The organism is Aureivirga sp. CE67, from assembly GCF_015767245.1.
Lineage (GTDB): Bacteria > Bacteroidota > Bacteroidia > Flavobacteriales > Flavobacteriaceae > Aureivirga.
The window spans coordinates 17,168-42,238 of sequence record NZ_JADOTV010000015.1 but is presented as its reverse complement, the minus strand read 5'-3'; the positions used below and the strand labels follow the sequence as shown (position 1 = coordinate 42,238).

Genomic DNA, 25,071 nt, shown 5'->3' with positions numbered 1-25,071 from the left:
TTTTTTCTCTTATTGGAAAAGCCCTTGAATATTAGCTGCGAAAAGTTTTACAGCAATTGCTAAAAGTACAATTCCGAAGATTTTACGAATTACATTAATTCCGGACTTTCCGATGATACTCTCAATCTTTTTAGAAGATTTCAATACAATAAATACAAATACCATATTGATAATAATAGCAATAATGATATTTATTGTTTCATAAGCTGCTTCTAAAGATAAAATAGAAGTCATTGTTCCAGCTCCTGCAATAAGCGGGAAGGCAAGCGGAACTACACTAGCAGTCTCAGGATGATCATCTTTAAAAACAGAGATCCCTAAAACCATTTCAATAGCAAGGAAAAAGATAACAAAAGCACCAGCAACAGCAAACGAATTCACATCAATACCAATTAGCTTTAAGATTTTTTCTCCCACAAATAAAAAAGTAATCATAATAATCGTTGCAACGATAGATGCTTTTTCCGATTGGATATGACCAACTTTGTTTCGAAGTTCAATAATGATTGGAATACTACCTATAATATCAATCACGGCGAACAAAACCATTGTACAAGTTATGATTTCTTTAAAATCAAGTACCATATTTTTAATATTTAATTTTTTTGCAAATATATTTTATTAATTCAATAAGTGTTGTAAAGTTAATGTTAATTTAAATTAGGAATTTTTTAATAAAAAAATGATGTATTTTTGCAAAATGTTTCAGTTAGGAAAAACCATAGTTTCAGAAGATATTATAGAAAAAGAATTTGTCTGTAATATTTCAAAGTGTAAAGGACAATGTTGTATTGATGGTGATGCAGGAGCTCCTTTAGAAGAAGATGAGTTACAAATCATGCAAGATGTTTACCCAAAAGTAAAACCTCTATTACGTCAAGAAGGAATTGATGCTATAGAAGAACAAGGTTTATATACTACAAATGATTGGGGAGAACACGAAACAACTTTAATTGATGGTAAAGATTGTGCATACGTGATTTTTGACGAAAAAAATACGGCCATGTGTGCCTTTGAAGAATTATACAATCGAGGGGAAATAGAATGGAAAAAACCAATTTCTTGTCATTTATATCCGATCAGAGTAAAAGATTATTCTCAATTTGCAGCAGTAAATTATGATCGTTGGGATATTTGTGATGATGCTTGTTCATTAGGAAAAGAATTACAAGTTCCTATTTACAAGTTTACAAAAGAAGCACTTATCCGAAAATTTGGTGAAGATTGGTATATGGAGTTAGAAAAAGTTGCAAAAAAAATGCAAGAAGAAGAATAAATTTTGATAAAACATGAGTAATATCATGTTGTAAAAAATGGATTCCTTTTATTTTTGCAGCAGATTCACATACAAAATACATGATATTTTAACCCCCGAATAATTAATTTTCATTTTATAGTAAAAAAGTCGCTAAAAAGCGACTTTTTTACTTTTATGTAGTATATGATTATAACTTCGTACAAGTAAAAGTCATAGTCATTTCAATATCTAATTCTACTCCTGAACTACTATCAGTTGTTGTAGTTGTTTGCTCAAACTTCAAAGTAGTTTCTGTAATTTCTAAAATTGTGATGTTGATTTCCTCTTCTGTAGTTGCATCGATTAATTTAATAGAAGATTCATCTTCGCTTAATTCCCACGAAGCATCAATTTCTAAATCAACTGCGTCTTGGTTTGCATTTTGTTCATTTCCTGCTGCCGATATTGTTGCATGTAAATCAAAAGCACCAGAAGAAGTAACTTTATTCGGGTCTGAAGAAATATTTAACTGTGTTGTGATATTTTTTCCCATACCGTCAATGTCTCCAACATCTAATCCACCTGTTGAGATATCTCCACCAACATCAATAGCATCTACTTTCCATTCTGCAACTAACATATCTGCAACAGAATCAGAAGCTTGACCTTCATCATCGTTGTTTTCATCATCATTTTGATCATTATTCTGATCATTTTGCTCTTGTTGTTGTGTGTTTGTAGTAGCATCATCATCGCTGCTACATGCTACGAAGAAAGTTAGCGTTAAGGCTAAAAGAGTAAATTTTAGTTTTTTCATTGTAATCTCTGTTTTATTTTAGTTAAATAAAACGATCAAGTTACTAAAATGTTACAGATTATGTTAATTTTTTATTTTTTTCCTCAATCCATTTAGACATATATTTTGTACTTTTCAAAGAATGATGCTGAAGAATTTGTCCGTAGAAGTTGTTTTCTCTATGTTTTTCTAAATCTAAATTAGAAATTGTTTCTATAAATTTTTTTGCAAAAAGTTTTACACTAAATAAATCATTGATAATCGAAATTCCATTTTTTTGTAAAGAATTCCAATAATCTTTTTCAGTGTAAATTTTTATAGTTTCTGAAATAATTTTCTCATAATCGTCCGAGATAAATCCTGGCCACTGATGTGCTTCAAACATACTTTCTGCACCAACAGAAGTTGTCACACTCGGGCAACCATTTTTCATAGCATCAATAAACTTTCCCTTTAATCCCGCACCAAAAGGTATCGGCGCAATGCAAATTTTATGATTTTTCATCACTTCATTCACATCTTCTGCAAAGCCTTTTACAATAAAATTTTCTGTCGGATTATTTAATTGTAAAACTTTCTGACCAGCATAAGCCCCATAAATATGAAGTTTCGCTTTCGGAAGTTTTTTTCGAAGTTTTGGCCAAATTTCTTTTTTCAAAATTTGCACAGTTTGCCAGTTTGGTTCATGAAAGAAATTTCCAATAAAACACAAATCTTCTCGTTTTTCAAAAGTTTTCCAAGACGAAACAGTTTCTTCCGTAAGTTCTTTTTCTAAAAAAGGAAGATAAAATAGAATATGCTCCGGTACTTTAAAAGTTTCTTGTAACAATTCCATTTCCTTTTTAGAAATTATCAAAGTCAAATCTGAACGAAAAATACTGGCAATTTCTCTTTTCGAAATATCTGATTTTAGCATTTCAGACATTTCAGTAGTATTTTTTTTCTTAGCCTGAAGTCGAGCATTTCGAAGCGAATGTAAATCCTCTGTATCCAAAATTTGAATCGCTTCCGGACAATTTTCTCTCACTCGCCATCCATATTGCTCTTCCATCATAAAACGATCTAATAAAACAATATCAGGCTGCATTTCCTGAATTAAAGTATCAAAAGAAGCATCATTCACTTGAATTTTTAAAGTTTTTATTCCCAGAGATTCCAGCGGCGCTTTATTTTCACTTTCTTGTGCAGAAGTAGCAAAAACAACTTCCCAATTTTCTTTCTGAAAAAGCGAAATAATCTGCATCATTCTAGTTCCTGCAGCAGAAGATTGTGGTTCTGGCCAAACGTAACCTATAATAAAAACTTTCATAAAAAATTAGTGATGAGTTCCTGAAACATAAAACCATTCTTCGTTTTCTTTCACAAAATAAGAATTTTCATGAATGATTTTTTTCTTAAACAATTCTTTAAAATGCGCTTTAAATTCTACAAAACCTTCCGTATCTGTCTCCGTTCCTTTTTTGGTTTTCAAAACTTCCAATTTCAACCATTTCACACGCTTTGCCCATTTCTGAATTTCCACATATTCGCTCAAAGGACGCGAAGTATGATGATGCGTTTTCATAATATAATCAATATCTGCCAAAGTATAAGCAGTATATCTAGATCGCATTAATTCTTCCGCAGTTTTCGCTTTTTTCTCTCCTTTGATAATCGGTAAACAGCAGTTTTCTAAAGAAGTATTTTTTCCACAAGGACAGTTCTGATTCATAATTTGAAAAATTTAAAAATGCCTCTCTTTAAAAATCATAAGAGAAGTCTAAAAATTCCCCTCTTGAGAGGGGCTAGGGGTGTGTTATATTTTAAATAAAATTATCACATAAGATTTCAAATATGATAATGTTTAATGGCGAAGCATTTTACCTTTCGTCCAAAAACGAAAGATAAAATACCGGGCTTTCCGTTACAAGTTTCGTATTTCCAAAAAAAGAGATTCTAAAGAATACGTGGGCTTCTTAGGTCGCCTCCGTTTCTCAAGAATCTCTAATTTTTTAGAAAAACAAAAGCTTTTCACTGCAATCCCTCTCGCAAAATATTACTTACGGATTACTCCTTTTTTATCTAAAAGTTTGATATAACGTAAAGTTCCTTCTTTTACAGTGTTTTTCTCGAAAACAAACTGTTTGTCATACATCGTATTACCGTCAAAGAAAGTAACGTTGAAAATATTATCTAAGGCTAAAACATCTTCTTGAAGATATTCTACTTTTGCAAAAGAATGTGCTTCCATTTTTTGCACAGTTTTTCGCATCATTGTAGTAATTTTTCCAGAATCTGGGTCTGTTCCTTGCGAAACACAAATAACCATATCGATTTTTGTATCTCTATCATTGATCAAATATACATTCCAATCTTCTGTCTGATAAGTTTCGTTGAACTCTTTCACGATTGCCATGTAAACATTTTCCACCTTTGGAATAAAAATATCTTTTTTCATAAATAATTATTTTAAGAAAAAAAGGAGCTTCAAAAATGAAACTCCTTTTGCATATTTATAAATTAAAGTACAGTTTTGAATTGTTCTAAGAATCGAACGTCATTTTCGTAAAACATGCGAATATCAGGAATTTGATATAAAAGCATTGCAATACGCTCGATTCCCATTCCGAATGCATAACCACTATATTTTGTTGGGTCAATATTTGCATTCTTTAATACATTAGGATCTACCATTCCACATCCCATAATTTCTAACCATCCAGTACCTTTTGTAATCTTATAGTCAGTTTCAGTTTCTAATCCCCAGTAAATATCTACTTCAGCACTTGGCTCCGTAAATGGGAAATAAGAAGGTCTTAAACGGATTTTAGATTTACCAAACATCTCTTTTGTAAAGTAAAGAAGTGTTTGTTTTAAGTCTGCAAACGAAACATCTGTATCAATGTATAATCCTTCTACTTGGTGGAAAATACAGTGAGCTCTTGCAGAAATATCTTCATTTCTGAAAACACGTCCTGGAGAAATTGTACGAATTGGTGGTTCGTTATTTTCCATGTAGCGAACTTGCACAGAAGAAGTGTGTGTACGTAATAAGATATCTGGATCTTTCTCGATAAAGAAAGTATCTTGCATATCTCTTGCAGGATGATATTCTGGTAAGTTTAATGCAGTAAAGTTGTGCCAATCATCTTCTATTTCTGGACCTTCAGAAACTGTAAATCCGATTCTTGAGAAAACATCAATAATTTGATTTTTAACAATAGAGATAGGATGACGAGAACCTAATTCAATTGGTTCAGATGGACGTGTTAAATCTCCATAAAAACCTTTTTGTTCATCGGCAGATTCTAGGTTGTCTTTTAAAGTATTTACCTTGTCTTGTGCTGCATTTTTCAATGTGTTTAGCGCTTGTCCGAATTCTTTTCTTAAAGCAGGTTCAACATTTTTAAATTCAGCAAAAAGATCATTTAAAAGACCTTTTTTCCCTAGGTATTTGATACGAAAATCTTCAACAGCTTCTGGAGTTGTTGCTTGGAATTCGTTTACTTCGCCTATAAGTTCTTTTACTTTATCTAACATTTCATTTGTAAATTAGAGTGCAAATTTACATTTTTTTATTAACTGATGGAGGTGTTTTTGTTTAAAAATAAATGGAATTTTATTTGATAGTTTGTGAATTCTGTAGAAAAATTGGTTTTTCTCTTCTTTTGCCTTGAAACGATTGGAAATAATTTGATTTTTTGTTTTATGTGAAAATTTAGCTTAGGGATTGAAATGAAAAGCTTTTGTTTTGCAAAAATTAGTTATTCTTAGAAAACCTTTAGATTTATATAAGTTTCTTAAATGTTAAAAATCGGCTAATTGAAAAAGTGTAATTTAAGTTTAAGTGAGATATTGATTAAATTGAAAGTATAAATTAAAAAGGATGAAGTGAACTTGTTAGCGAACTAGTTTCTAGAGCTATCCTCCGTATTAGTCTTCATCCTTTATCGGTTACCTAGAACCATATAGAATTTTAGTTCAGTCCTTATTAAAGGTCTTAGTTTATGTAACCATTTCTAAATTACAAAAATTATGCAAATCAAAGAAATAATTGGAATCGATGTTAGTAAAAAAGTGATAGATGTTTGTATTCACACTCAAAAAAAAATAGAGCAGTTTGATAATAACAATTCTGGATTCAGAAAACTTCTAGAATGGGTCTCTAAAAATAATATTTTCTCATTAAAAGAGACCTTTTTTGTATTCGAACATACAGGAATGTATTCAGATTCTTTAGCAGATTATCTAAATAAAAAAAAATAAACTTCAGTATTATTCCAGGTTTAGAAATCAAAAGATCACTTGGGATTACTAGAGGTAAAGAGGATAAGATAGATGCAAAAAGAATTGCACTTTATGCATTTCGTTTAAGAGAGGAATTAGTGGTTTCTAAGATTTTAACTGACGATTTAAAACAATTAAAACCCATGCTTTCTTTGCGTAAGAAGCTAGTAAAACAAAGAGCTGGTTATAAAGCTACTTTAAAAGAACAGAAAAGGGTTTATTCTAAAAAACAATATAAATTAATTTTTGAAATTCAAGAAAAAGTCATTCGAGAATTTAACAAACAAATCGAAAAACTTGAAAAAGAAATGCAAGAAATAATTCTTAAAAATAAACAGTTAAAATTGAATTTTTATTTATTAAACTCCATAAAAGGTGTTGGTGAAAAAACAGCAATTACAATGCTAATTTTTACAGATAATTTTACCAAATTTGAGTCTTCAAGAAAGTTTGCAAGTTATTGCGGAATAGCTCCGTTTCCACATATCTCTGGAAGTTCTGTACGAGGTAAAAATAAAGTCTCACATTTAGCAAATAAAAGTATAAAATCTATATTGAATATGTGTGCGATAAACGCCATTCAATATAACCCAGAAATAAAAGCTTTTTATGAACGAAGAATCAAAAAAGGAAAAAACAAAATGAGTACCATAAATATTATTAGAAATAAATTAATTTCTAGAATGTTTGCTATTATAAAACGGAAAACTCCATACGTAGATACAATGAAATTTGCCGCTTAAAATTTTAACATTTTTTACTTGTGTAGATCATAGAATACGGAGGCGACCAACGGAAGCCCACGGATTGTTTAGAAGTTCTTTTTTTGAAAAATAAAACTTGCAATGCAAAGCCCGACCTTTCCCGACGTAGGAAGGAGGGAAAGGGAAGCCCCAAATAATTCTCTTTTTATTTTCATTGTATTGGTCAAAAACAATAAATTGTTTGTAGTTTTGAAAGTCTTGAACAGAAAAATTATGGAACAAAAACGTTTATTTTTATTAGATGCTTATGCTTTGATTTTCAGAGGATATTATGCATTCATCAAAAATCCGAGAATTAACTCAAAAGGATTAGATACTTCGGCAATTTTAGGTTTTACGAATTCACTTTTTGAAATCATTAGAAAAGAAAAACCAGATCATCTTGCTGTTGCTTTTGATAAAGGTGGTTCGGCTGCTAGAACGGAAGCTTTTGAAGCATATAAAAGCAATAGACCAGAAACTCCTGAAGCAATAAAAATTGCTGTTCCGTATATTCACAAGATTTTGGAAGCAATGCACATTCCGATTATTGAGAAAGTAGGATTTGAGGCAGATGATTTGATTGGAACACTTGCGAAACAAGCCGAAAAACAAGGGTACAAAACGTATATGGTGACACCAGATAAGGATTTTGCACAATTGGTTTCGGAGAATATTTTTATGTATCGCCCAGCGAGAATGGGGAATGGAATTGAGATTTGGGGAATTCCAGAGGTACAAGCGAAGTTTGAAGTAGAAGATCCGTTACAAGTAATCGATTATCTTGGAATGATGGGGGATGCAGTGGATAATATTCCTGGACTTCCTGGAGTTGGTGATAAAACTGCGAAAAAGTTTATCAAACAATACGGGAGTATGGAGAATCTTTTAGCAAATACACATGAGCTGAAAGGGAAGATGAAAGAAAAAGTAGAAGCGAATAAAGAACTTGGAATTTTATCAAAACAATTGGCAACAATTATGTTGGATTGTCCTGTGGAATTTCATGAAGAAGATTATGAATTGTCAAAACCAGATATGGAAAAATCGGTGGCAATTTTTGAAGATTTAGAATTCCGTAGAAATATTACGATGCTTCAAAATATGTTTGGAGCTCCAAAAGTAGAAGCTTCTGCAAAAACTGAAAATAAAACAGAAATCAAAGCTGCTCCAGCTGCAAATGGTTCGGATCAGTTAGATTTATTTTCGATTAATACAATGTCGGGATCTGAAACAGTGATTCCTTCGAAGTATAAAAACATTGAAAATACAGATAGTTTATATCAATATGTAAACACAGATACGGCACTTCGCTTTTTAGTTTCGAAACTAGAAAAGCAAACGGAAGTAAGTGTTGTTTTAGAAAAAAATACAAAAACAGGAGATCCTGCTGGAATTGCTTTTTCTTATGAGAAAGGAAAAAGTTATTATGTAGAGTTAAAAACGAAAGATTCGAACTCAATTTTAGAACAATTCAAGACATTTTTTGAAAACGAAGCAATTGCAAAAATTGGTTACGATTTAAAAGAAACTATTAAAGCTTTACATGATTTTGGAATTTCTGTAAAAGGGAAAATTTTTGATATTACGGTTGCTCATTATTTATTACATCCAGATATGCGCCATAGATTAGAAATTTTGTCTGAAGCATATTTAGAGTATAAATCAATGGAGAAAGAAGCACTTCTTGGAAAAGGTAAAAAACAAATTACTTTACATGAGATTGCGCTGGAAAAACAAACTTCATTGGTAGCAGAGCAGGCAGATGTGACTTTCCAACTGAAAGATATATTCAAAAAGAAATTGGAAGAAAACAAACTGACAGAATTATTTGAAAATATAGAAATGCCTTTACTTTCTGTTTTAGCAAAAATGGAAATTGAAGGAATTCGATTGGATACAGATTCCTTGAGTCAACTTTCTGAAACTTTAGAAACAGACAGTAATGCATTGGCAAATAAAATTTATGAAGCAGCAGGAGAGGAGTTCAATATTGCTTCTCCAAAACAGTTGGGAGTTATTTTATTTGAGAAAATGAAATTATTGGCAAAACCAAAGAAAACGAAAACAGGTCAATATGCAACTTCGGAAGATATTTTATCAAAATTGGCAAAAGATTTCCCTGTAGTACAAGATATTTTAGACTGGCGTTCTTTGGTGAAATTGAAGAATACTTATGTAGATTCTTTACCAAAAGAAATCAATCCGAAAACGGGAAAAATACATACTACGTACAGTCAAACCGTTGCTGCTACTGGGCGTTTGAGTTCGAATAACCCGAATTTACAGAACATTCCTGTACGAACAGAACAAGGAAGACAGATTCGAAAAGCGTTTGTTCCAAGAAGTGAAGATTACATTTTAGTAGCTGCGGATTATTCGCAAATTGAACTTCGTTTGATTGCAGATATGAGTAAAGATCCGACGATGATTGAGTCTTTTAATAACAAAGAAGATATTCACCGTTCGACTGCTGCAAAAGTGTTTAAAATTCCTTTAGAAGAAGTAACAAAAGAGCAAAGAAGTTATGCAAAAACGGTAAACTTCGGAATTATTTATGGAGTTTCTGCTTTTGGTTTGAGTAATCAAACAGATTTGACTAGAAGTGAAGCAAAAGAAATGATTGATACTTATTATGAAACCTATCCAACTTTGAAAGCTTTTATTGCAAATCAAGTTGATTTTGCTAGAGAGCATGGATTTGTAGAAACGTTATTAGGAAGAAAAAGATATTTGAAGAATATCAATTCACAAAATGCAATTGTTCGTTCAGCAGATGAGCGAAATGCTGTAAATACGCCAATTCAGGGAACTGCTGCGGATATTATCAAAATTGCGATGATTCGTATTCAAGAAAAATTAGAAACAGAAAATTACCATACAAAAATGCTTTTACAAGTACATGATGAATTGGTGTTTGATGTTTATAAACCAGAGAAAGTAAAAGTGGAGGAGATGATTCGAACAGAAATGGAAGAAGCATTCAAGATTTCAGTTCCTTTAACGGTAGATGTGGGAGAAGGTCAAAACTGGCTAGAAGCACATTAAGAAATAAAAGAAAAGAGAGGAAATTATCCTCTCTTTTTTATTTTTTATTAGGATTTAAAAATTCATCTCTTGCTTTGTCAAAAATCTCATTATTTAGATTATCATCATAATTGAAATCGTATAAAATCCAATGATCATTTGCTTTATAAAAGATAAATGTAAAACGAATAGGTTGTCTTTCATATTTTAAAATAAAGCTTTTTAAAACCAATGATTTTCCAAGTTTTGTAGTGATCATTTCTTCATATCCGAAATATTCTCCTAGTTGTAAAACATCATGATGAATTGTTGTTTTTACACTAATTTTTCCTTTTTTATTTTCCGATAACCATTTATTTGTCTCAAAAATTTTATCAAAAGCTTTGTCTTTATCTGTTTTATATGTTTCAAAAAAATCATTGACTATTTTGTCATAATCAGCTTGAGGAAAAACTTGTGAAGAAGAAAAAGCAATAACTAATATTAGAATTATTTTTTTCATGATATTTAGTTTTAAAATAGTTCTAATTAAAATTATCGCTTTTCAGAAAGAAGATTTTATACTTAAGAGTTAATCTTTTGTTATAGTCTATTCTTGTACTTCTTTGTGTCGAAAACAATCTGTTGTATGGTCATTTACCATTCCTGTAGCTTGCATGTGTGCATAAACAATGGTAGAACCAACAAACTTAAATCCTCGTTTTTTTAAATCTTTAGAAATTTTGTCTGAAAGTTCTGTTTTTGCAGGAACTTCTTTCGAAGATTTAAAGTGATTTTGGATAGGTTTATGTTCAACAAATGCCCAGATATATTTAGAAAAACTTCCGAATTCTTTCTGTACTTCCATATAAGCTTTGGCATTTGTAATAGCAGCTTTTATTTTCAATTTATTTCTAATGATTCCTTCGTTTTGTAAAAGTTCTTCATATTTAGCTTCATCATATTCAGCTATTTTTTTATAATCAAAATTGTCAAAAGCTTTCCGGAAATTTTCTCTTTTTTTCAAAATAGTAATCCAACTCAATCCTGCCTGAAATCCTTCTAAAGTTAAAAACTCAAATAAGGTTTCATCGTCATAAACTGGAATTCCCCATTCGTTATCATGATATTCTTTATATATGTTTTCGTCTGATACCCAGTGACATCTATTTTTATCCATATTTCAAATTTTATAATATTTTCATAATTAATAATAAATTCACAGTTCTAAATTTTTTATTTAATTGTTTATTAGGAAATTAGTGTAATATTTTTTAATTTCAATAATATAAACACATTAAGTTATGCGAAAGATATTGTTTATTTTTTTAGCTCTTTTCATTTTTTCTTGCGGATCTACGAAAAATAGCGATTCTGGGAAAGACAGAGATGAAGATCATGTTTCTCCCAAAGTTTCTATAAATCAAACAGCAGATCCTGATGATAAAGATGGTGATGGAGACGATATAGAATATCAGATTGATGTTTTTGATGCTGGATTCCAGCCTTATTTAGAAACGGTTGCAAAACCAAAAGGATACTATAGCTTAAGCTATTTAGAAAATCATAATGTTCAATACGTTGCAGAATGGAATATACGTGTAAACAATCCATTTAAATACAATTCTAATATTTATGAAAATAGAATTGATTATGATCCAAGTGTTGATTATGGTTATGATGTAAACTGGGAATTATATAATTTCTTCGAATATATGATGCAAAAATATAATTTCGATTTAGGTTATTAAACAAAAATATATTTCATTTTCTTCGTGTATTTCTATAAAAAAACCTCTTCTATTAATGTAATAGAGAGGTTTTTTGTTTTCTATATGTTTGAATAAATTCTTATCCTACTTTTGGAGCTCCAGCTAAAATTTCCTCATTTGCAAACTCTTTGAATTGCTCAAAGTTTTTGTGGAAAGATTCTGCTAAGTGTGTAGCTTTATCATTGTAAGCATCTTTGTTCTCCCAAGTGTTGATTGGATTTAATACCTCAGTTGGTACATTCTCACAAACAGTTGGCATAGATAATCCAAAAATTGGGTGCTCTTCGAATGGTACGCTATCAAGTCTTCCTTCTAAAGCTTCAGTAATCATAGCTCTAGTGTACTTTAAGCTCATTCTGTGTCCAATTCCGTAAGGACCTCCTGTCCATCCAGTGTTTACTAACCAAACATTTACACCAGCTTCAGTCATTTTTTTACTTAACATTTCAGCATATTTAGTAGGGTGTAATGGCATGAATGGTGCACCGAAACAAGCAGAGAAAGATGGTTGTGGCTCATCAACACCAGCTTCAGTTCCTGCTACTTTCGCAGTATATCCAGAAATGAAGTGGTAAGCAGCTTGTCCTGGAGTTAATTTTGAGATCGGAGGCAGTACTCCAAATGCATCAGCAGTTAAGAAGAAGATATTCTTTGGGTTTTTCCCGATAGAAGGTACTTGAATATTCTTAATGTGATCAATTGGGTAACTTACACGAGTGTTTTGCGTGATAGAAGTATCTGTAAAATCAACCTCGTTTGTTCCTTCTTTGAAGATTACATTTTCTAATAATGCTCCTTTTTTGATTGCATTGAAAATATCTGGCTCTTTTTCAGCAGATAAATCAATAACTTTTGCATAACATCCTCCTTCGAAGTTGAAGATTGTGTTATCGTTTGTCCAACCATGCTCATCATCTCCAATTAATTTACGGTTTGGATCTGCTGATAAAGTTGTTTTTCCTGTTCCTGATAATCCGAAGAAAATTGCAGTTTCTCCATCTTCACCAATGTTTGCAGAACAGTGCATTGGTAATGTATCTTTATAAACTGGTAAGATAAAGTTTAATGCAGAGAAGATTCCTTTTTTGATCTCTCCTGTATAACCTGTACCTCCAATTAAAATTACTTTTCTTTTGAAGTTTAAGATTGCAAAGTTGTGTTGTCTAGTTCCATCCTCTAATGGGTCTGCCATAAATGATGGAGCTTGAAGAATTGTCCACTCAGGTGTGAAGTTTTTGATTTCTTCCTCCGTTGGACGTAAGAACATATTGTTTGCAAAAATACTCGCCCATGGTAATTCAGTTACCACACGAATATTCATTCTGTATCTATCATCAGCACATGCATATGCATCTCTTGCATATAACTCTTTTCCTGATAGATAATCTACAACTTTATCATATAATTTGTCAAATTTCTCAGCGTCGAATGGTTGGTTTATATTTCCCCACCAAACTTTATCTGCAGAAATTTCATCTTTCACGATAAATCTGTCCATTGGAGATCTTCCTGTGAATTCTCCTGTGTTCACCGCTAAAGCACCTGATAAAGCCTCTTTCCCTAAACCTTTTTCCAAACAAATTTTTTGTAATTCTTCAGGTTTTAAATTCCAATGTGTAGTTGCGTTTTTAATTCCGTAATCTTCCACAGAAGCATTTACAGATTTTATTATATTTTCCATTAGTTGTGTATTAAAAATAAAGAACCAAAAGTAAAAAATTATTTCTTTTTTAGGAAAGAAAATAACATATATAACCAACCTAATGTTAATAAAATACCTCCTAAAGGTGTAATAAACCATATAGACTTAGCTGGTACATTTGCTAAATAAATTGTATAAATAGATCCTGAAAAGAAGATAATCCCTGTGAAAAATAAAATATTTAGGATTTTTTGAGATTTTAAATTGAATTCTTTGTAACTATTTGTAAATAAAAGAACTATTGCGTGAAACATTTGATATCTAACAGCAGTTTCAAAACTATTTAATGCTTCTGGAGTTAATTTTTCTTTTAAAGCATGTGCTCCAAATGCTCCTAAAATTACTGCTAATCCTCCTATTAAAGCAGCAAAGGCTAAGGCTTTTTTCATGTTAATAAAAAAATAAAAATTGATGGTAAATTTAGTGAATACTAGCTATTTAATACTCTAAAATGCTTAAAATAAAGTTTTTAATAATATAATTTTTAAACAATTAAATATCAGTAACTTGAAAATGATTTTAAATATTTTCATGTATTTTATATAACAAATATTAATTTTTTGTAATTTCGTAAAGATATTAAACAAGCCTTAACAAGAATGAAAAAAATACTAATTATAGGAGCAGGAAGATCATCTTCGTCGCTAATTAATTATCTATTAAATAAATCAGAAGAAGAGAATTTACAAATCAAAGTTGCAGATGTATCTATAGAGTTAGCAGAAGAAAAGATCCAAAATCACAAAAACGGAATTGCTGTTACATTAGATATTTTTGACATTGAACATAGAAGGGAATTAATCAAAGAGTCGGACATTGTAATCTCGATGTTACCAGCTATTTTACACTTAGAAGTGGCAAAAGATTGTGTGGAATATGAGAAAAACTTGGTAACAGCTTCTTATATTTCTGACGAGATGAAATCTTTAGATAAACAAGTGAAATCAAAAGGTTTAATCTTTATGAATGAAGTTGGTTTAGATCCTGGAATTGATCATATGAGTGCTATGCAAATCATTGATAAAATCCGAGAAGAAGGTGGGAAAATGATCTTATTCGAATCTTTTACAGGAGGATTAGTTGCACCAGAAAGTGATACAAATTTATGGAATTATAAGTTTACTTGGAATCCTAGAAATGTTGTTTTAGCAGGTCAAGGTGGTGCTGCAAAATTCATTCAAGAAGGAAAATATAAATACATTCCTTACCACAAATTATTTAGAAGAACAGAGATTTTAAATATCGATGGACATGGTAAATTTGAAGGATATGCGAACAGAGATTCTTTAAAATATAGAGAAGTTTATGGATTAGAAGATATTCTTACGCTTTATAGAGGAACGATTCGTAAAGTAGGTTTCTCAAGAGCTTGGAACTGTTTTGTACAATTAGGAATGACAGATGACACTTATATCATGGAAAACTCTGAAAATATGAGTTATCGTGATTTTATGAATTCATTCTTAAGCTATAATCCACATGATTCTGTAGAATTAAAACTTCGTTCTTACTTAAAGATTTGGCAAGATGATAATATGTGGGAAAAGTTTGAAGAATTAGACTTATTTAACCCAGATAAAAAAGTAGGATTAAAAGATGCTACACCAGCACAGATTTTAGAAAAAATCCTTACAGATAGCTGGAAACTTGCTCCAGAAGATAAAGATATGATTGTGATGCTTCATAAATTTGGTTACGAATTAAATGGAGAAAAACATCAGATTGAATCAAGTATGGTTGTAAAAGGAGATGATCAGATTTATACTGCTATGGCAAAAACTGTAGGTCTTCCAGTTGCAATCGCTGCACTTAAAATATTAAAAGGAGAGATTAAAACTCCAGGAGTTCAGCTTCCAATTTCAAAAGAAGTTTATACTCCAATTTTAAAAGAATTAGAAGAATATGGAATCATTTTTAATGAAAAAGAAGTTTCATATTTAGGATATAACCCAGAAAAGGAATAATTTATTTAAACATTAAATAAATGGAGAGTCTGTTTTAAATTTATATTAGAAATTAAAACAGACTCTTATACTTAAAAATAGTTAGCTATCTTTGCAGAAATTAATCGAAAACATGGAAGCTAAAACACCTAAAGAATCTTTGACTATCCTTACGGATTTAGTTTTACCTAGTGAAACTAATGCGTTAAATAATTTATTTGGAGGAGAAATACTTGCAAGAATGGATAGAGCTTGTAGTATTGCTGCTAGAAGACATTCGAGAAGAATTGTAGTTACTGCATCAGTAAATCACGTAGCGTTTAACAAAGCTGTTCCTGTTGGAAGTGTGGTAAGTGTAGAAGCAAAAGTTTCAAGATCATTTAAATCTTCAATGGAAGTTTATGTAGACGTTTGGATTGAGGATAGAGAAAGTGGAGAAAGAAGTAGAGTAAATGAGGGTATTTATACTTTTGTTGCTGTAGATATTACTGGAAGTCCGGTAAAAGTTCCAGCTATTGTTCCTGAAACGGAACTTGAAAAAGAAAGATTTGATGGTGCTTTAAGAAGAAAGCAACTAAGTTTGGTTTTATCTAAAAAAATGAAACCTGCTGATGCTACAGAGTTAAAAGCGTTATTTATATAATAAAATTAAAAGTAAAAAAGCTTCGAGATTCTCGAAGCTTTTTTTATATCTGACTAGTCGTTTAATTTCAATACTGCCATGAATGCTTGTTGTGGAATTTCTACGTTTCCAACCTGACGCATTCTTTTCTTTCCTTTCTTTTGTTTCTCTAAAAGTTTACGTTTACGAGAAATATCCCCTCCATAACATTTTGCGGTTACATCTTTACGTAAGGCTTTTACAGTTTCACGAGAAATAATCTTCGCACCAATTGCAGCCTGAATTGGAATATCGAATTGTTGACGAGGAATTAATTCTTTTAATTTCTCACACATTTTCTTTCCAATAGTATAAGCATTGTCTGCGTGTAATAAAGCAGAAAGTGCATCTACAGAATCTCCATTTAATAAGATATCAACTCTAACTAATTTAGAAGCTTTCATTCCAATTGGATGATAATCGAAAGATGCATATCCTTTAGAAACTGTTTTTAATCGATCATAGAAATCAAATACAATTTCTGCAAGAGGCATTTCAAAAGTCAATTCAACTCTTTGTGTTGTTAAATATGTTTGATTTACAATAATTCCTCTTTTCTCAATACAAAGACTCATTACTTGTCCAACAAAATCAGATTGTGTAATGATACTTGCTTTGATAAAAGGCTCTTCTACTCTAGCTAATTTTGAAGGTTCTGGTAAATCTGATGGATTATTTACAATAATAGCATCTTCAGGATTTTTATTTGTAAAAGCATGGTAAGATACATTGGGAACTGTAGTAATTACAGTCATATCAAACTCACGTTCTAAACGCTCTTGGATAATCTCCATGTGTAACATTCCTAAGAACCCACAACGGAATCCAAATCCTAAAGCTGCAGAACTTTCTGGAGTAAATACTAAAGAAGCATCGTTTAATTGTAATTTTTCCATAGAATTACGAAGCTCTTCATAATCTTCCGTATCTACAGGATAAATTCCTGCGAATACCATTGGTTTTACATCTTCGAATCCTTCAATAGCTTCTTGTGTTGGAACTTTTGCATCTGTAATAGTATCTCCTACTTTTACTTCACTTGCTGTTTTAATTCCCGTAATTAAATATCCAACATCTCCAGTTTTAACTGTTTTCTTTACTTCTTGTTCCAGTTTTAACGTTCCAATTTCATCTGCGAAATATTCATTATCAGTCGCCATGAATTTGATACGTTGTCCTTTTTTGATTTCTCCATTTAATACTCTAAAGTAAGTTTCCACTCCTCTAAATTGGTTATAAACAGAATCAAAAATCAATGCTTGAAGTGGAGCTTCCGGATCTCCTTCTGGAGCAGGAACTCTTTCAATAATTGCTTCCAAGATTTTATCTACTCCAAAACCTGTTTTTCCACTTGCAGGAATAACTTCTTCAGGGTCACATCCTAATAAATCTACGATATCATCCGTAACTTCTTCAGGATTTGCACTTGGTAAATCAACTTTATTTAAAACTGGAATAATCTCTAAATCATTTTCTAAAGCAAGGTATAAATTAGAAATTGTTTGTGCTTGAATACTTTGTGCAGCATCTACAATTAATAACGCTCCTTCACAGGCAGCAATCGATCTAGAAACTTCATAAGAAAAATCTACGTGTCCTGGAGTATCAATAAGGTTTAAGATGTACTCTTCTCCTTTATAGTTAAACTCCATCTGAATTGCGTGACTCTTAATCGTAATTCCTCTTTCACGCTCTAAATCCATACTATCTAGTAACTGATCTTGCTTTTCACGCTCTGTTACAGCTCCAGTATAATCTAATAATCTATCTGCCAAAGTACTTTTACCATGGTCGATGTGTGCAATAATGCAAAAATTTCTTATATGCTTCATTCGATATTTGTCCTTACTTCTTTAATCTCACAAAGATATATATTTCGTAAATATCTTTTTAAAAAGAATTTATAAATTAAATGTTATACTTATTGTTTTTGTGCTTTTTGAATAAAATCTAACCCTTTTTCAATTACAGAATATAATTTTTCTAATTGTTCATCTGTAATTACAAAAGGTGCTAAAATGTAAATCGTATTTCCTAATGGACGTAAAAAAGCACCATTTTCCATGAAGAAATCAAATAGTTGATAGCGTAACTTTCCGTATCTAGACATATCTACATCCATATCTAAAGCTACAATAACTCCTAGTTGACGAGTTGTTTTTACCAAAGAATGCTTGGCTATTTTATTCGCAAATTCTTGATGTTTTTCAGAAACTCTCTGAATATTATTTTGCATTTCTTCTGATTTCAATAAAGAAACACTTGCAGAGACTGCTGTACATGCCAATGGATTTGCAGAATAAGTATGTCCATGAAAAAGTCCTTTTGAAATTTCTTTGCTTAAAAAAGCATCATAAATTTCTTGAGAACAAGTGGTCAATCCCATTGGAACAATTCCGCCTGTAAGCGATTTTGACAAACACATAATATCTGGTTTGTTCTCTAAATAATCACTTGCAAAATATTTTCCTGTTTTACCAAAACCTGTCATTACTTCATCAGCAATTGCTAAAACATTATTTTCTTTGGCAATTAAAATCAATGCATCCAACAATTCTTTATCATACATTTTCATTGCTGCTGCTCCTTGTACAAGCGGTTCAAAGATGAATCCAGCTACTTTTCCTGAAGAAATAATTTCTAAAAACTTTTCTTTTACTTCTTCAAAATTTTCTTTTGTTGGAACAGGGATTCTATCTATTTGCAATAAAAAATCAGAAAAAGGTCCGTTGTAAACATCTAAACCTGAAACTGACATTGCTCCAAAAGTATCTCCATGAAAAGCATCTTCTAAGGCAATGAATCTATTTTTCTTTTCTCCTTGATTAAAATGAAATTGTAAAGCCATTTTAATTGCAATGTCCACAGTTGTAGATCCATTATCTGAGAAAAAGATTTTCGCCTGATTTTTGGGTAAAATTGACATCAAATCTTCAGACATTTTGATTGCTGGCTCATGTGTAAATCCAGCAAAAACAATCTGATCTAAATTGGTCATTTGCTCCTGAACTTTCTCAATAATATACGAATTACAATGTCCGTACATACAAGTATACCAAGAAGCAATTCCATCAATATATTCCTTTCCATTTTCATCAAACAATGAAGCTCCTTTTGCTTTTGCAATCGCCAAATGATTTGGGTGCAATTCATGTTGTGTCAACGGATGCCAAAGGTGTTTTTTATCTCTTTCTGTTAGATTCATAATTTCAAAAGATTTTCTTGTAATTGATTCGCATAGAAAGAAATTTTCTCTTTTGTAAATTCCTTTTCTTCATTAATTCTTCCAATTACAGGAACATTTGTCATTTTTTGAATAATGCTTTCCGTAGTTGGATGCTCATCTCCATTAAAAATAATTCCAGCAACTTCTAAACCTTTATTTCTAATCATTTCAATTGTCATCAACGTATGGTTAATACTTCCTAAATAATGACGAGAAACCACAATGATTTTATATTCTGGTTTTAATAAATCAGCAATTGTTTCTGTATTATTCAAAGGAACTAAAAGTCCTCCAGCTCCTTCAATTACTAGATTATTTTCCGTTTCTGGGCAAACGATTTTTTCTAAATCAATTTCTATATTTTCAATTTCAGCTGCAGCATGTGGACTCATTGGAGTTTTTAAACCATAAGCATTTGGATGAAATTTTGTTTTTGTATTCGATATAAAATCTCTTACTTTATCTGTATCAGAATATTCTAATTCTCCTGCTTGAATAGGTTTCCAATAATCTGCTTGTAAACTTTCTGTTACAACTGCTGAGGCTATTGTTTTTCCAACTTCTGTTCCTATTCCTGTAATAAAATATTTCTTCATTTTCTTCTATTTTTTTGATTTAAAAAGTCTTTTCTTGAATTGATTTCTTTCTAAATCTGTAAAAATCTGTGCAAAAATACTTTATTATTTCTAAAAGAGAGTTTAAACTATCGTAGTATTATTCTATGAAATCTTCAATACTATAAATAACTTCCATTGGTTGTTCTAAAGGAAGCATATGTCCGGAGTTTTCAATTTTAATATGGATAGCATCTTCAATTTTGTTTTTCATCAATTCCATTTTATCTGAACTAATCAAAGCATCTGAATCTCCTGAAAGTAACAGAGTAGGAATTTTAATTCGATCTAATTTATCCGTCAGAGAATCTCTAAATGAAGTTGCAGTCAGTTGTCTCAACAAAACTTCTTTACCCAAATCCCTGTCCATTTCTTTAATTACATCCACCATATATTGGTGTTTAAAATGGTCTGGGTGTAAAAATTGTTTGATTCTAGAACTAGCAACACCTTTGTATGGATGTTTTTCTAAAAAATGAATTGTACTTTTTCTTAATTCAATTTCTTTTGCGTTCAAACCTTCAGAATCTACTGCAAGTAAAATCAGTTTTGAAACTTTTCTTGGATGAAAAATAGTATAACGTAAAGCAGCAAAAGCTCCCATTGAAAATCCAACTAAAATGGCATCCTCCTTTATTTTACTATCAATGATTCTACTGATTTCTTCGAAAGAACTTCCAGCTGTTGTATCAATATATATAGGATTAATAGAGGAACTTAGTGCAAAAACTTCTTGCCATAATTTCTCATTACACATCGTTCCAGACAAAAAATAAACATCTTTTTTATTCTCAATCATTCTCGTTTATTTTAAATTTTCACAAAATTACAATTAGTTTGTATCTAAAAAAATCGTAATTTACACGAAATTATTAGAGTAATTTTTTTGTAAGATGACCCCAAATTCTCCAAAAACAATCACGGTAAGTAGATATTTTAATTACAAAAATGCGAAAGTGCATTTTGCTGTATCTGGAAATATGAAAGGGAAAACAATAGTTTTCTTACACGGTTTTTTGGAGAATTTTTTTATGTGGGATTTTATAAAACCTGAATTTGAAAAGAAATACAAAATTGTAACAATTGATTTATTAGGACACGGAAAAACTGAAAATATTGGCTACATTCATACGATGGAGCAAATGGCAGATTGTGTTAGGGAAGTATTGAAATCGTTGAAACTTCGAAAATACTTTTTAGTAGGTCATAGCTTGGGAGGTTACGTTGCGCTTGCAATGGCTGAAAAGCATCCGAAAAGTATTAATGGTATTTTTTTAATGAATTCTACACCTTTTGCGGATAGCCCAGAGAAAAAACTTCAAAGAGAACGTTCTATCAATGTTCTAAAAATGAATCCAAGAATTTTTATTAGAGTAAGCATTGCTAATCTTTTTTCAAAAAGTGAGAAATTTAATCTAACAGAAGAAATTCGTTTTTGTACGGATGCGGCTTTAAAGACAAATTTACAAGGGATCATTGCTGCAATTATGGGAATGAGAGAACGTAAACAAAGATCATTTGTAATTGAAAATGCTACATTTCCAGTATTAGCACTTTGCGGAAGAGATGATCATATTTTGGATTCGTATAGTTTAATTAAAAAATTAGACGAACATAAGATTCCGAATAGAGTAGTGGAAGGTGGTCATATGAGTCATATGGAAAGCCGTGAGGAAACGATTGCTATTTTGAAAGAATTTTTAGCCCAAAAAAAGACAAAGAAAAAAGAAGTTTTAGTTTAAAAAAATAATGTAACTAAACAAAAAAAAGCTGCTTCTTTCGAAACAGCTTCTAGATATATTTTATAGTTTAAAATCTTAGAAAATCCCTTTAGCTACTAACCACTTGTAAACATCATTTCCATTTGCATAAAGTAATAATGAAAATAAGATGATGATTCCAACAATCTGAGCATATTCTAAGAACTTCTCATTTGGTTTTCTACCTGTAATCATTTCAAATAATGTGAATACTACATGTCCTCCATCTAATGCAGGAATTGGTAATAAGTTCATAAATGCTAACATGATTGATAAAAATGCTGTAAAGCTCCAGAAAATTCTCCAGTCCCAAGTTGTTGAAAAACCATTTGCAATAGACATGAATCCTCCTAAACTTGAAGCTCCTTTTGCAGTAAATACATATTTAAACTGACTGATGTAATTATCTAATGTTTCTACAGCTAAATCTGTTCCTGCAGGGATACTTTCTCCAAACGTATATGTTTTAATTTCTGGTTCAAATGGATATTTTGTAACAGGTGCAACTCCGATTTTTCCTTTTTCAGCTTTTACAGTTAATGTTTTTTCTACACCGTTTCTAGAAACTACAATATTCAAAGGGTTTAAAGTATCTTTACTAACAATAGATTTAAATTGATCCCAATATTTTATTGGAGCTCCATTAATAGCTACAACTTTATCATTCTTTTTAAAACCTGCTTTTTCTGCTGGAAATTTAGAATATACGGTATCAATTGTAGTGTAAATTCTAGGAACAAAAGGTCTAACATCTCCTGAAGTCCACATTTTCATTCCGATATCTTCTGGTAGATTGATTGTTTGAATTTGACCGTCTAAATGTTTTACTTCAATAGTTTTAACATCTTTTAATAATAAATCTGCATTAACATCTAAAACATTAAAAGGAACTTGTCCGTTTACTTTTAAAATCTGATCCCCATCTTTAAATCCAAAAGGTTTCATTACTTCAGCTACCGAAAAACCATCTTTTACAGCTTCTGGAGAAACATATTCTCTTCCCCAAACAAATAAAATCATGATATAGATAAGAATACCTAAAATAAAGTTCACAGTAACACCTCCAAGCATGATGATTAATCTTTGCCAAGCTGGTTTTGAGCGAAATTCCCAAGGTTTTGGTTCTTCTTTCATTTGCTCTGTATCCATACTCTCGTCAATCATTCCAGAGATTTTTACGTATCCTCCTAATGGAATCCAACCAATTCCATAAACAGTATCTCCAATTTTCTTTTTGAATAATGAATATTTATAATCAAAGAAAAGGTAGAATTTTTCTACTCTTGTTCCGAATAATCTTGCAGGTATAAAATGTCCTAATTCATGCAGGACAATTAATAAAGATAAGCTCAGTAAAAACTGTGAAGCTCTAATTAATATTTCCATATAATAGTTTGTTTCTTTTTCTTAAAACTTTACAAATGTACTATTTTAAATACGTTACAAAAAATGAAATATTTTGAAACTATAATTTAATTTGAAGTCCGAAATTATAATCAATCCAAGCATTATTACTTAGTCTATGAACCAAATCACTTTCATCAAAATTGATCAGATTATTGTTGAAGAAATAATTATAATTTGCTCCAGTAGTAATTCCAAAATTTTTGGTGATCGAAAAATTTAGATTTGTACCGAATCGAAGCCAATATTTACCTCCCTCTCTTCGATTAAATTGAATTCTTTTTACATGTTGTTCAAAATTCAAATCCAACCATTTATTCAACTTGAATTCCGTACCAAAACCATAACCGAAAGAAAATTTATTAACCTCTTTTTGGGAAAGAATTCCAGTAGTGAAAATTCCATATAACCTTTGTACACCGGACTTAAAAGCAACTTCATTTAAACCAATAGAACTATGAGAATATTGTAGAACTTTTTTTCCGTTTTTAACTAATGAAACAATTCCTATAGGAATTCCTTTTTCATAATTATCCGCTTTATTTACAATTCCGATTTGAAATCCTTTCATTGTTGAGGTTTCATTGAAAATACCAATTTGAAATCCTTTGCTTTCTTCAGCAAAATTTAAAAGAGAAGCTTGAATACCGGAAACATTTCCTTTATTTACTCCTCCAGAAAATTGAATTCCTTTTAAAGTCCCTCCGACTTTATTTAGAGTAGAAGAAACTTGTATTCCTACAAAATCATTATTTACAACATTAGAAACTCCACCAGCTTGGATACCAAAACCGCTATCCGTCGCATTTAAGAATCCTGCAAATTGAATTCCTTCTAAGTAATCGCTATTCAAGTTTACAAATCCCGAAAATTGAATTCCTTTTACACCTCTATTTGTTTTGTTCATAAATCCAGCAAACTGAATTCCTGTAGATTTTAAAGAAGTAATATTAAAAATTCCGGCAGCTTGTAATCCATATTGATTTCCTCCAATTATATTTCCTACTCCGGCAATTTGAACTCCATTTCCGTTGTATTTTAAAACATTTGTTCCCACTCCAATTTCTGCCCCATTAAGACTAGCAGCATATCCTAAAATAAAATTTACCGAAAAAGTATTGACGCTTACATTTCGTTTTTTTCCATTTGTACTAACTGAAGGAATCAAACTAAATTGAAAAGGTCTAAACTCAAAAGGACTATTATTACTTGTTGTCGTTTTAAATTCATCTTCAAAAAAGGAATTTACTTTGGTTAAATTTTCATCGTCAAAACTTAACTGAACATGAGAAGTTAATTTTGAAGAATCGTAATTAATTCCTGTTACTTTTTCTTTAAGTTTAGGTTGAAGTTGTAATTGAATATCTTGTGATTTATCAAACTTTATTTTAATATCTTTCTGAGAAAATCCTTCTTTTTCAAAAGATAAATGAAGATTCAAATCAAGAGGACCTTCCACTTCAAGGAGGAAATTTCCTAGAGTATCTGATTTTGCAATTTTCCCTAAATGTTTTTCAGAAATAACAACATTAGAAACAGGCTGTTTTGTTTTTAGATTTAATACTAGTCCACTTAGAGAATGTTTTCGATTCTTTTTTTTCTCTTTTACTTTAAGAACCAAAAAACCGTTTTTATATTTAAAACTTGCATTAATCAAGTCACTAAATATATTCAAAAACTCTTCGAAAGATTTGTCTTGAACCTTGATTGTTATTTTTTTTTCTTCGACAATTTCTGAGTTATAAGCATAATCAAAATGAAGATCAGAACTTAAATCATTTAGAATAGTAGTGATTTTTGCATCTTTATACGAAACCGAAATTTTTTCTTGTAAAATATTTTTACTCTGTGAAAAAAGAAAGTTTATTCCTGAAAAAAACAGAAATAGAAAAACAGAAAATATCTTTTTTAGATATTTTTTACCATCAAAATTATTCATTA

24 protein-coding genes and 1 pseudogene are annotated in these 25,071 nt (G+C 30.7%); 9 read left to right on the top strand and 16 right to left on the bottom strand.

The genetic code is table 11. The annotated features are described in order from the left end of the window. Positions 1-9: 9 nt before the first annotated feature. Positions 10-585: a MarC family protein gene (locus I0K12_RS15760; RefSeq protein WP_196889101.1), complete on the bottom strand. Its 576-nt coding sequence runs from the start codon at positions 583-585 to the stop codon at positions 10-12. Positions 586-700: 115 nt separating this feature from the next. On the opposite strand from I0K12_RS15760, the gene I0K12_RS15755 reads away from it, so the two are divergent. After that, positions 701-1,276, top strand: coding sequence for a DUF3109 family protein (locus tag I0K12_RS15755; RefSeq protein WP_196889150.1), 576 nt, complete (start codon positions 701-703; stop codon positions 1,274-1,276). Between the two features lie 169 nt (positions 1,277-1,445). Here I0K12_RS15755 and I0K12_RS15750 read toward each other — a convergent pair whose 3' ends face one another. The 5 genes from I0K12_RS15750 to pheS form a co-directional block, all read right to left on the bottom strand. Continuing rightward, entirely contained in the window at positions 1,446-2,054 is a 609-nt protein-coding gene (locus tag I0K12_RS15750) for a hypothetical protein (RefSeq protein ID WP_196889100.1), read from the bottom strand. Positions 2,055-2,112: 58 nt separating this feature from the next. Then, the gene (locus I0K12_RS15745) at positions 2,113-3,342 is read right to left on the bottom strand and encodes a glycosyltransferase family 4 protein (RefSeq protein ID WP_196889099.1); all 1,230 of its coding nucleotides are present in this window, start codon (positions 3,340-3,342) and stop codon (positions 2,113-2,115) included. Between the two features lie 6 nt (positions 3,343-3,348). Next, the gene (locus tag I0K12_RS15740; RefSeq protein WP_196889098.1) at positions 3,349-3,744 is read right to left on the bottom strand and encodes a YchJ family protein; all 396 of its coding nucleotides are present in this window, start codon (positions 3,742-3,744) and stop codon (positions 3,349-3,351) included. A gap of 324 nt (positions 3,745-4,068) precedes the next feature. Further along, a complete protein-coding gene (locus I0K12_RS15735; protein ID WP_196889097.1) occupies positions 4,069-4,470 on the bottom strand; it encodes a hypothetical protein in 402 nt (133 codons plus the stop codon). A gap of 62 nt (positions 4,471-4,532) precedes the next feature. After that, positions 4,533-5,552, bottom strand: coding sequence for a phenylalanine--tRNA ligase subunit alpha (gene pheS / locus I0K12_RS15730; protein WP_196889096.1), 1,020 nt, complete (start codon positions 5,550-5,552; stop codon positions 4,533-4,535). A 495-nt stretch (positions 5,553-6,047) separates the two neighbouring features. Here pheS and I0K12_RS22000 point away from each other — a divergent pair, with 495 nt between their 5' ends. The 4 genes and pseudogenes from I0K12_RS22000 to polA all read left to right on the top strand — a co-directional run bounded on the left by I0K12_RS22000 (position 6,048) and on the right by polA (position 10,090). Further along, positions 6,048-6,278, top strand: coding sequence for an IS110 family transposase (locus I0K12_RS22000; RefSeq protein WP_231372781.1), 231 nt, complete (start codon positions 6,048-6,050; stop codon positions 6,276-6,278). Then, positions 6,275-6,442 (top strand): annotated as a pseudogene (locus I0K12_RS22235) (IS110 family transposase); the annotation flags it as partial. The gene I0K12_RS22000 and the pseudogene I0K12_RS22235, both read left to right, overlap by 4 nt. A 9-nt stretch (positions 6,443-6,451) precedes the next feature. Further along, entirely contained in the window at positions 6,452-7,042 is a 591-nt protein-coding gene (locus tag I0K12_RS21995; RefSeq protein ID WP_231372780.1) for a transposase, read from the top strand. Positions 7,043-7,273: 231 nt separating this feature from the next. Further along, complete coding sequence (gene polA / locus I0K12_RS15720) at positions 7,274-10,090, top strand: DNA polymerase I (RefSeq protein ID WP_196889149.1); 2,817 nt, start codon at positions 7,274-7,276, stop codon at positions 10,088-10,090. A gap of 37 nt (positions 10,091-10,127) precedes the next feature. Here the strand turns inward: polA and I0K12_RS15715 are convergent, their stop codons facing one another. Next, entirely contained in the window at positions 10,128-10,571 is a 444-nt protein-coding gene (locus I0K12_RS15715) for a hypothetical protein (protein ID WP_196889095.1), read from the bottom strand. 87 nt (positions 10,572-10,658) lie between these two features. Next, the gene (locus I0K12_RS15710) at positions 10,659-11,228 is read right to left on the bottom strand and encodes a DNA-3-methyladenine glycosylase I (protein ID WP_196889094.1); all 570 of its coding nucleotides are present in this window, start codon (positions 11,226-11,228) and stop codon (positions 10,659-10,661) included. A gap of 124 nt (positions 11,229-11,352) precedes the next feature. Between I0K12_RS15710 and I0K12_RS15705 the strand changes: the two genes are divergently transcribed. After that, positions 11,353-11,799, top strand: coding sequence for a DUF6146 family protein (locus tag I0K12_RS15705; RefSeq protein WP_196889093.1), 447 nt, complete (start codon positions 11,353-11,355; stop codon positions 11,797-11,799). Positions 11,800-11,899: 100 nt separating this feature from the next. Here the strand turns inward: I0K12_RS15705 and pckA are convergent, their stop codons facing one another. Next, positions 11,900-13,501, bottom strand: coding sequence for a phosphoenolpyruvate carboxykinase (ATP) (pckA, locus tag I0K12_RS15700; protein WP_196889092.1), 1,602 nt, complete (start codon positions 13,499-13,501; stop codon positions 11,900-11,902). A 38-nt stretch (positions 13,502-13,539) separates the two neighbouring features. Beyond that, complete coding sequence (locus tag I0K12_RS15695) at positions 13,540-13,911, bottom strand: DUF423 domain-containing protein (RefSeq protein WP_196889091.1); 372 nt, start codon at positions 13,909-13,911, stop codon at positions 13,540-13,542. A gap of 210 nt (positions 13,912-14,121) precedes the next feature. Between I0K12_RS15695 and I0K12_RS15690 the strand changes: the two genes are divergently transcribed. Further along, positions 14,122-15,486, top strand: coding sequence for a saccharopine dehydrogenase family protein (locus tag I0K12_RS15690; protein WP_196889090.1), 1,365 nt, complete (start codon positions 14,122-14,124; stop codon positions 15,484-15,486). 112 nt (positions 15,487-15,598) lie between these two features. Further along, complete coding sequence (locus I0K12_RS15685; RefSeq protein WP_196889148.1) at positions 15,599-16,108, top strand: acyl-CoA thioesterase; 510 nt, start codon at positions 15,599-15,601, stop codon at positions 16,106-16,108. A gap of 53 nt (positions 16,109-16,161) precedes the next feature. Here I0K12_RS15685 and lepA read toward each other — a convergent pair whose 3' ends face one another. The 4 genes from lepA to I0K12_RS15665 all read right to left on the bottom strand — a co-directional run bounded on the left by lepA (position 16,162) and on the right by I0K12_RS15665 (position 20,765). Further along, positions 16,162-17,958 carry a translation elongation factor 4 gene (gene lepA, locus I0K12_RS15680; protein WP_196889089.1) on the bottom strand — a complete coding sequence of 599 codons (1,797 nt, stop codon included), beginning with the start codon at positions 17,956-17,958 and terminating at the stop codon, positions 16,162-16,164. Positions 17,959-18,047: 89 nt separating this feature from the next. Next, on the bottom strand, positions 18,048-19,331 hold the full coding sequence (gene bioA / locus I0K12_RS15675; RefSeq protein ID WP_196889088.1) for an adenosylmethionine--8-amino-7-oxononanoate transaminase: 1,284 nt from the start codon (positions 19,329-19,331) through the stop codon (positions 18,048-18,050). Next, positions 19,328-19,948: a dethiobiotin synthase gene (bioD, locus tag I0K12_RS15670; protein WP_196889087.1), complete on the bottom strand. Its 621-nt coding sequence runs from the start codon at positions 19,946-19,948 to the stop codon at positions 19,328-19,330. Before bioD ends, bioA begins: the two co-directional genes overlap by 4 nt. 118 nt (positions 19,949-20,066) lie before the next feature. Further along, positions 20,067-20,765 (bottom strand): alpha/beta fold hydrolase, encoded by a 699-nt coding sequence (locus I0K12_RS15665; RefSeq protein ID WP_196889086.1) that lies wholly within the window; start codon positions 20,763-20,765, stop codon positions 20,067-20,069. A 94-nt stretch (positions 20,766-20,859) separates the two neighbouring features. Here I0K12_RS15665 and I0K12_RS15660 point away from each other — a divergent pair, with 94 nt between their 5' ends. Beyond that, a complete protein-coding gene (locus I0K12_RS15660; RefSeq protein WP_196889085.1) occupies positions 20,860-21,708 on the top strand; it encodes an alpha/beta fold hydrolase in 849 nt (282 codons plus the stop codon). 75 nt (positions 21,709-21,783) lie between these two features. On the opposite strand, the gene rseP is transcribed toward I0K12_RS15660, so the two are convergent. Next, on the bottom strand, positions 21,784-23,112 hold the full coding sequence (rseP, locus tag I0K12_RS15655) for an RIP metalloprotease RseP (protein ID WP_196889084.1): 1,329 nt from the start codon (positions 23,110-23,112) through the stop codon (positions 21,784-21,786). Positions 23,113-23,191: 79 nt separating this feature from the next. Beyond that, positions 23,192-25,069 (bottom strand): LA_2272 family surface repeat-containing protein, encoded by a 1,878-nt coding sequence (locus I0K12_RS15650; protein ID WP_196889083.1) that lies wholly within the window; start codon positions 25,067-25,069, stop codon positions 23,192-23,194. Positions 25,070-25,071: the final 2 nt, after the last annotated feature.

Bases quoted from the DNA above. Each gene is read 5' to 3' on its own strand.
- I0K12_RS15660 (WP_196889085.1), top strand. From the start codon at position 20,860: ATGACCCCAAATTCTCCAAAAACAATCACGGTAAGTAGATATTTTAAT.
- I0K12_RS15690 (WP_196889090.1), top strand. From the start codon at position 14,122: ATGAAAAAAATACTAATTATAGGAGCAGGAAGATCATCTTCGTCGCTA.
- rseP (WP_196889084.1), bottom strand. From the start codon at position 23,112: ATGGAAATATTAATTAGAGCTTCACAGTTTTTACTGAGCTTATCTTTA.
- I0K12_RS15760 (WP_196889101.1), bottom strand. From the start codon at position 585: ATGGTACTTGATTTTAAAGAAATCATAACTTGTACAATGGTTTTGTTC.
- I0K12_RS15650 (WP_196889083.1), bottom strand. From the start codon at position 25,069: ATGAATAATTTTGATGGTAAAAAATATCTAAAAAAGATATTTTCTGTT.
- I0K12_RS15755 (WP_196889150.1), top strand. From the start codon at position 701: ATGTTTCAGTTAGGAAAAACCATAGTTTCAGAAGATATTATAGAAAAA.
- lepA (WP_196889089.1), bottom strand. From the start codon at position 17,958: ATGAAGCATATAAGAAATTTTTGCATTATTGCACACATCGACCATGGT.
- I0K12_RS22000 (WP_231372781.1), top strand. From the start codon at position 6,048: ATGCAAATCAAAGAAATAATTGGAATCGATGTTAGTAAAAAAGTGATA.
- bioD (WP_196889087.1), bottom strand. From the start codon at position 19,948: ATGAAGAAATATTTTATTACAGGAATAGGAACAGAAGTTGGAAAAACA.
- pckA (WP_196889092.1), bottom strand. From the start codon at position 13,501: ATGGAAAATATAATAAAATCTGTAAATGCTTCTGTGGAAGATTACGGA.
- I0K12_RS15710 (WP_196889094.1), bottom strand. From the start codon at position 11,228: ATGGATAAAAATAGATGTCACTGGGTATCAGACGAAAACATATATAAA.
- I0K12_RS15695 (WP_196889091.1), bottom strand. From the start codon at position 13,911: ATGAAAAAAGCCTTAGCCTTTGCTGCTTTAATAGGAGGATTAGCAGTA.
- I0K12_RS15715 (WP_196889095.1), bottom strand. From the start codon at position 10,571: ATGAAAAAAATAATTCTAATATTAGTTATTGCTTTTTCTTCTTCACAA.
- I0K12_RS15745 (WP_196889099.1), bottom strand. From the start codon at position 3,342: ATGAAAGTTTTTATTATAGGTTACGTTTGGCCAGAACCACAATCTTCT.
- I0K12_RS15685 (WP_196889148.1), top strand. From the start codon at position 15,599: ATGGAAGCTAAAACACCTAAAGAATCTTTGACTATCCTTACGGATTTA.
- I0K12_RS15735 (WP_196889097.1), bottom strand. From the start codon at position 4,470: ATGAAAAAAGATATTTTTATTCCAAAGGTGGAAAATGTTTACATGGCA.
- bioA (WP_196889088.1), bottom strand. From the start codon at position 19,331: ATGAATCTAACAGAAAGAGATAAAAAACACCTTTGGCATCCGTTGACA.
- I0K12_RS15740 (WP_196889098.1), bottom strand. From the start codon at position 3,744: ATGAATCAGAACTGTCCTTGTGGAAAAAATACTTCTTTAGAAAACTGC.
- I0K12_RS15665 (WP_196889086.1), bottom strand. From the start codon at position 20,765: ATGATTGAGAATAAAAAAGATGTTTATTTTTTGTCTGGAACGATGTGT.
- pheS (WP_196889096.1), bottom strand. From the start codon at position 5,552: ATGTTAGATAAAGTAAAAGAACTTATAGGCGAAGTAAACGAATTCCAA.
- I0K12_RS15705 (WP_196889093.1), top strand. From the start codon at position 11,353: ATGCGAAAGATATTGTTTATTTTTTTAGCTCTTTTCATTTTTTCTTGC.
- I0K12_RS15750 (WP_196889100.1), bottom strand. From the start codon at position 2,054: ATGAAAAAACTAAAATTTACTCTTTTAGCCTTAACGCTAACTTTCTTC.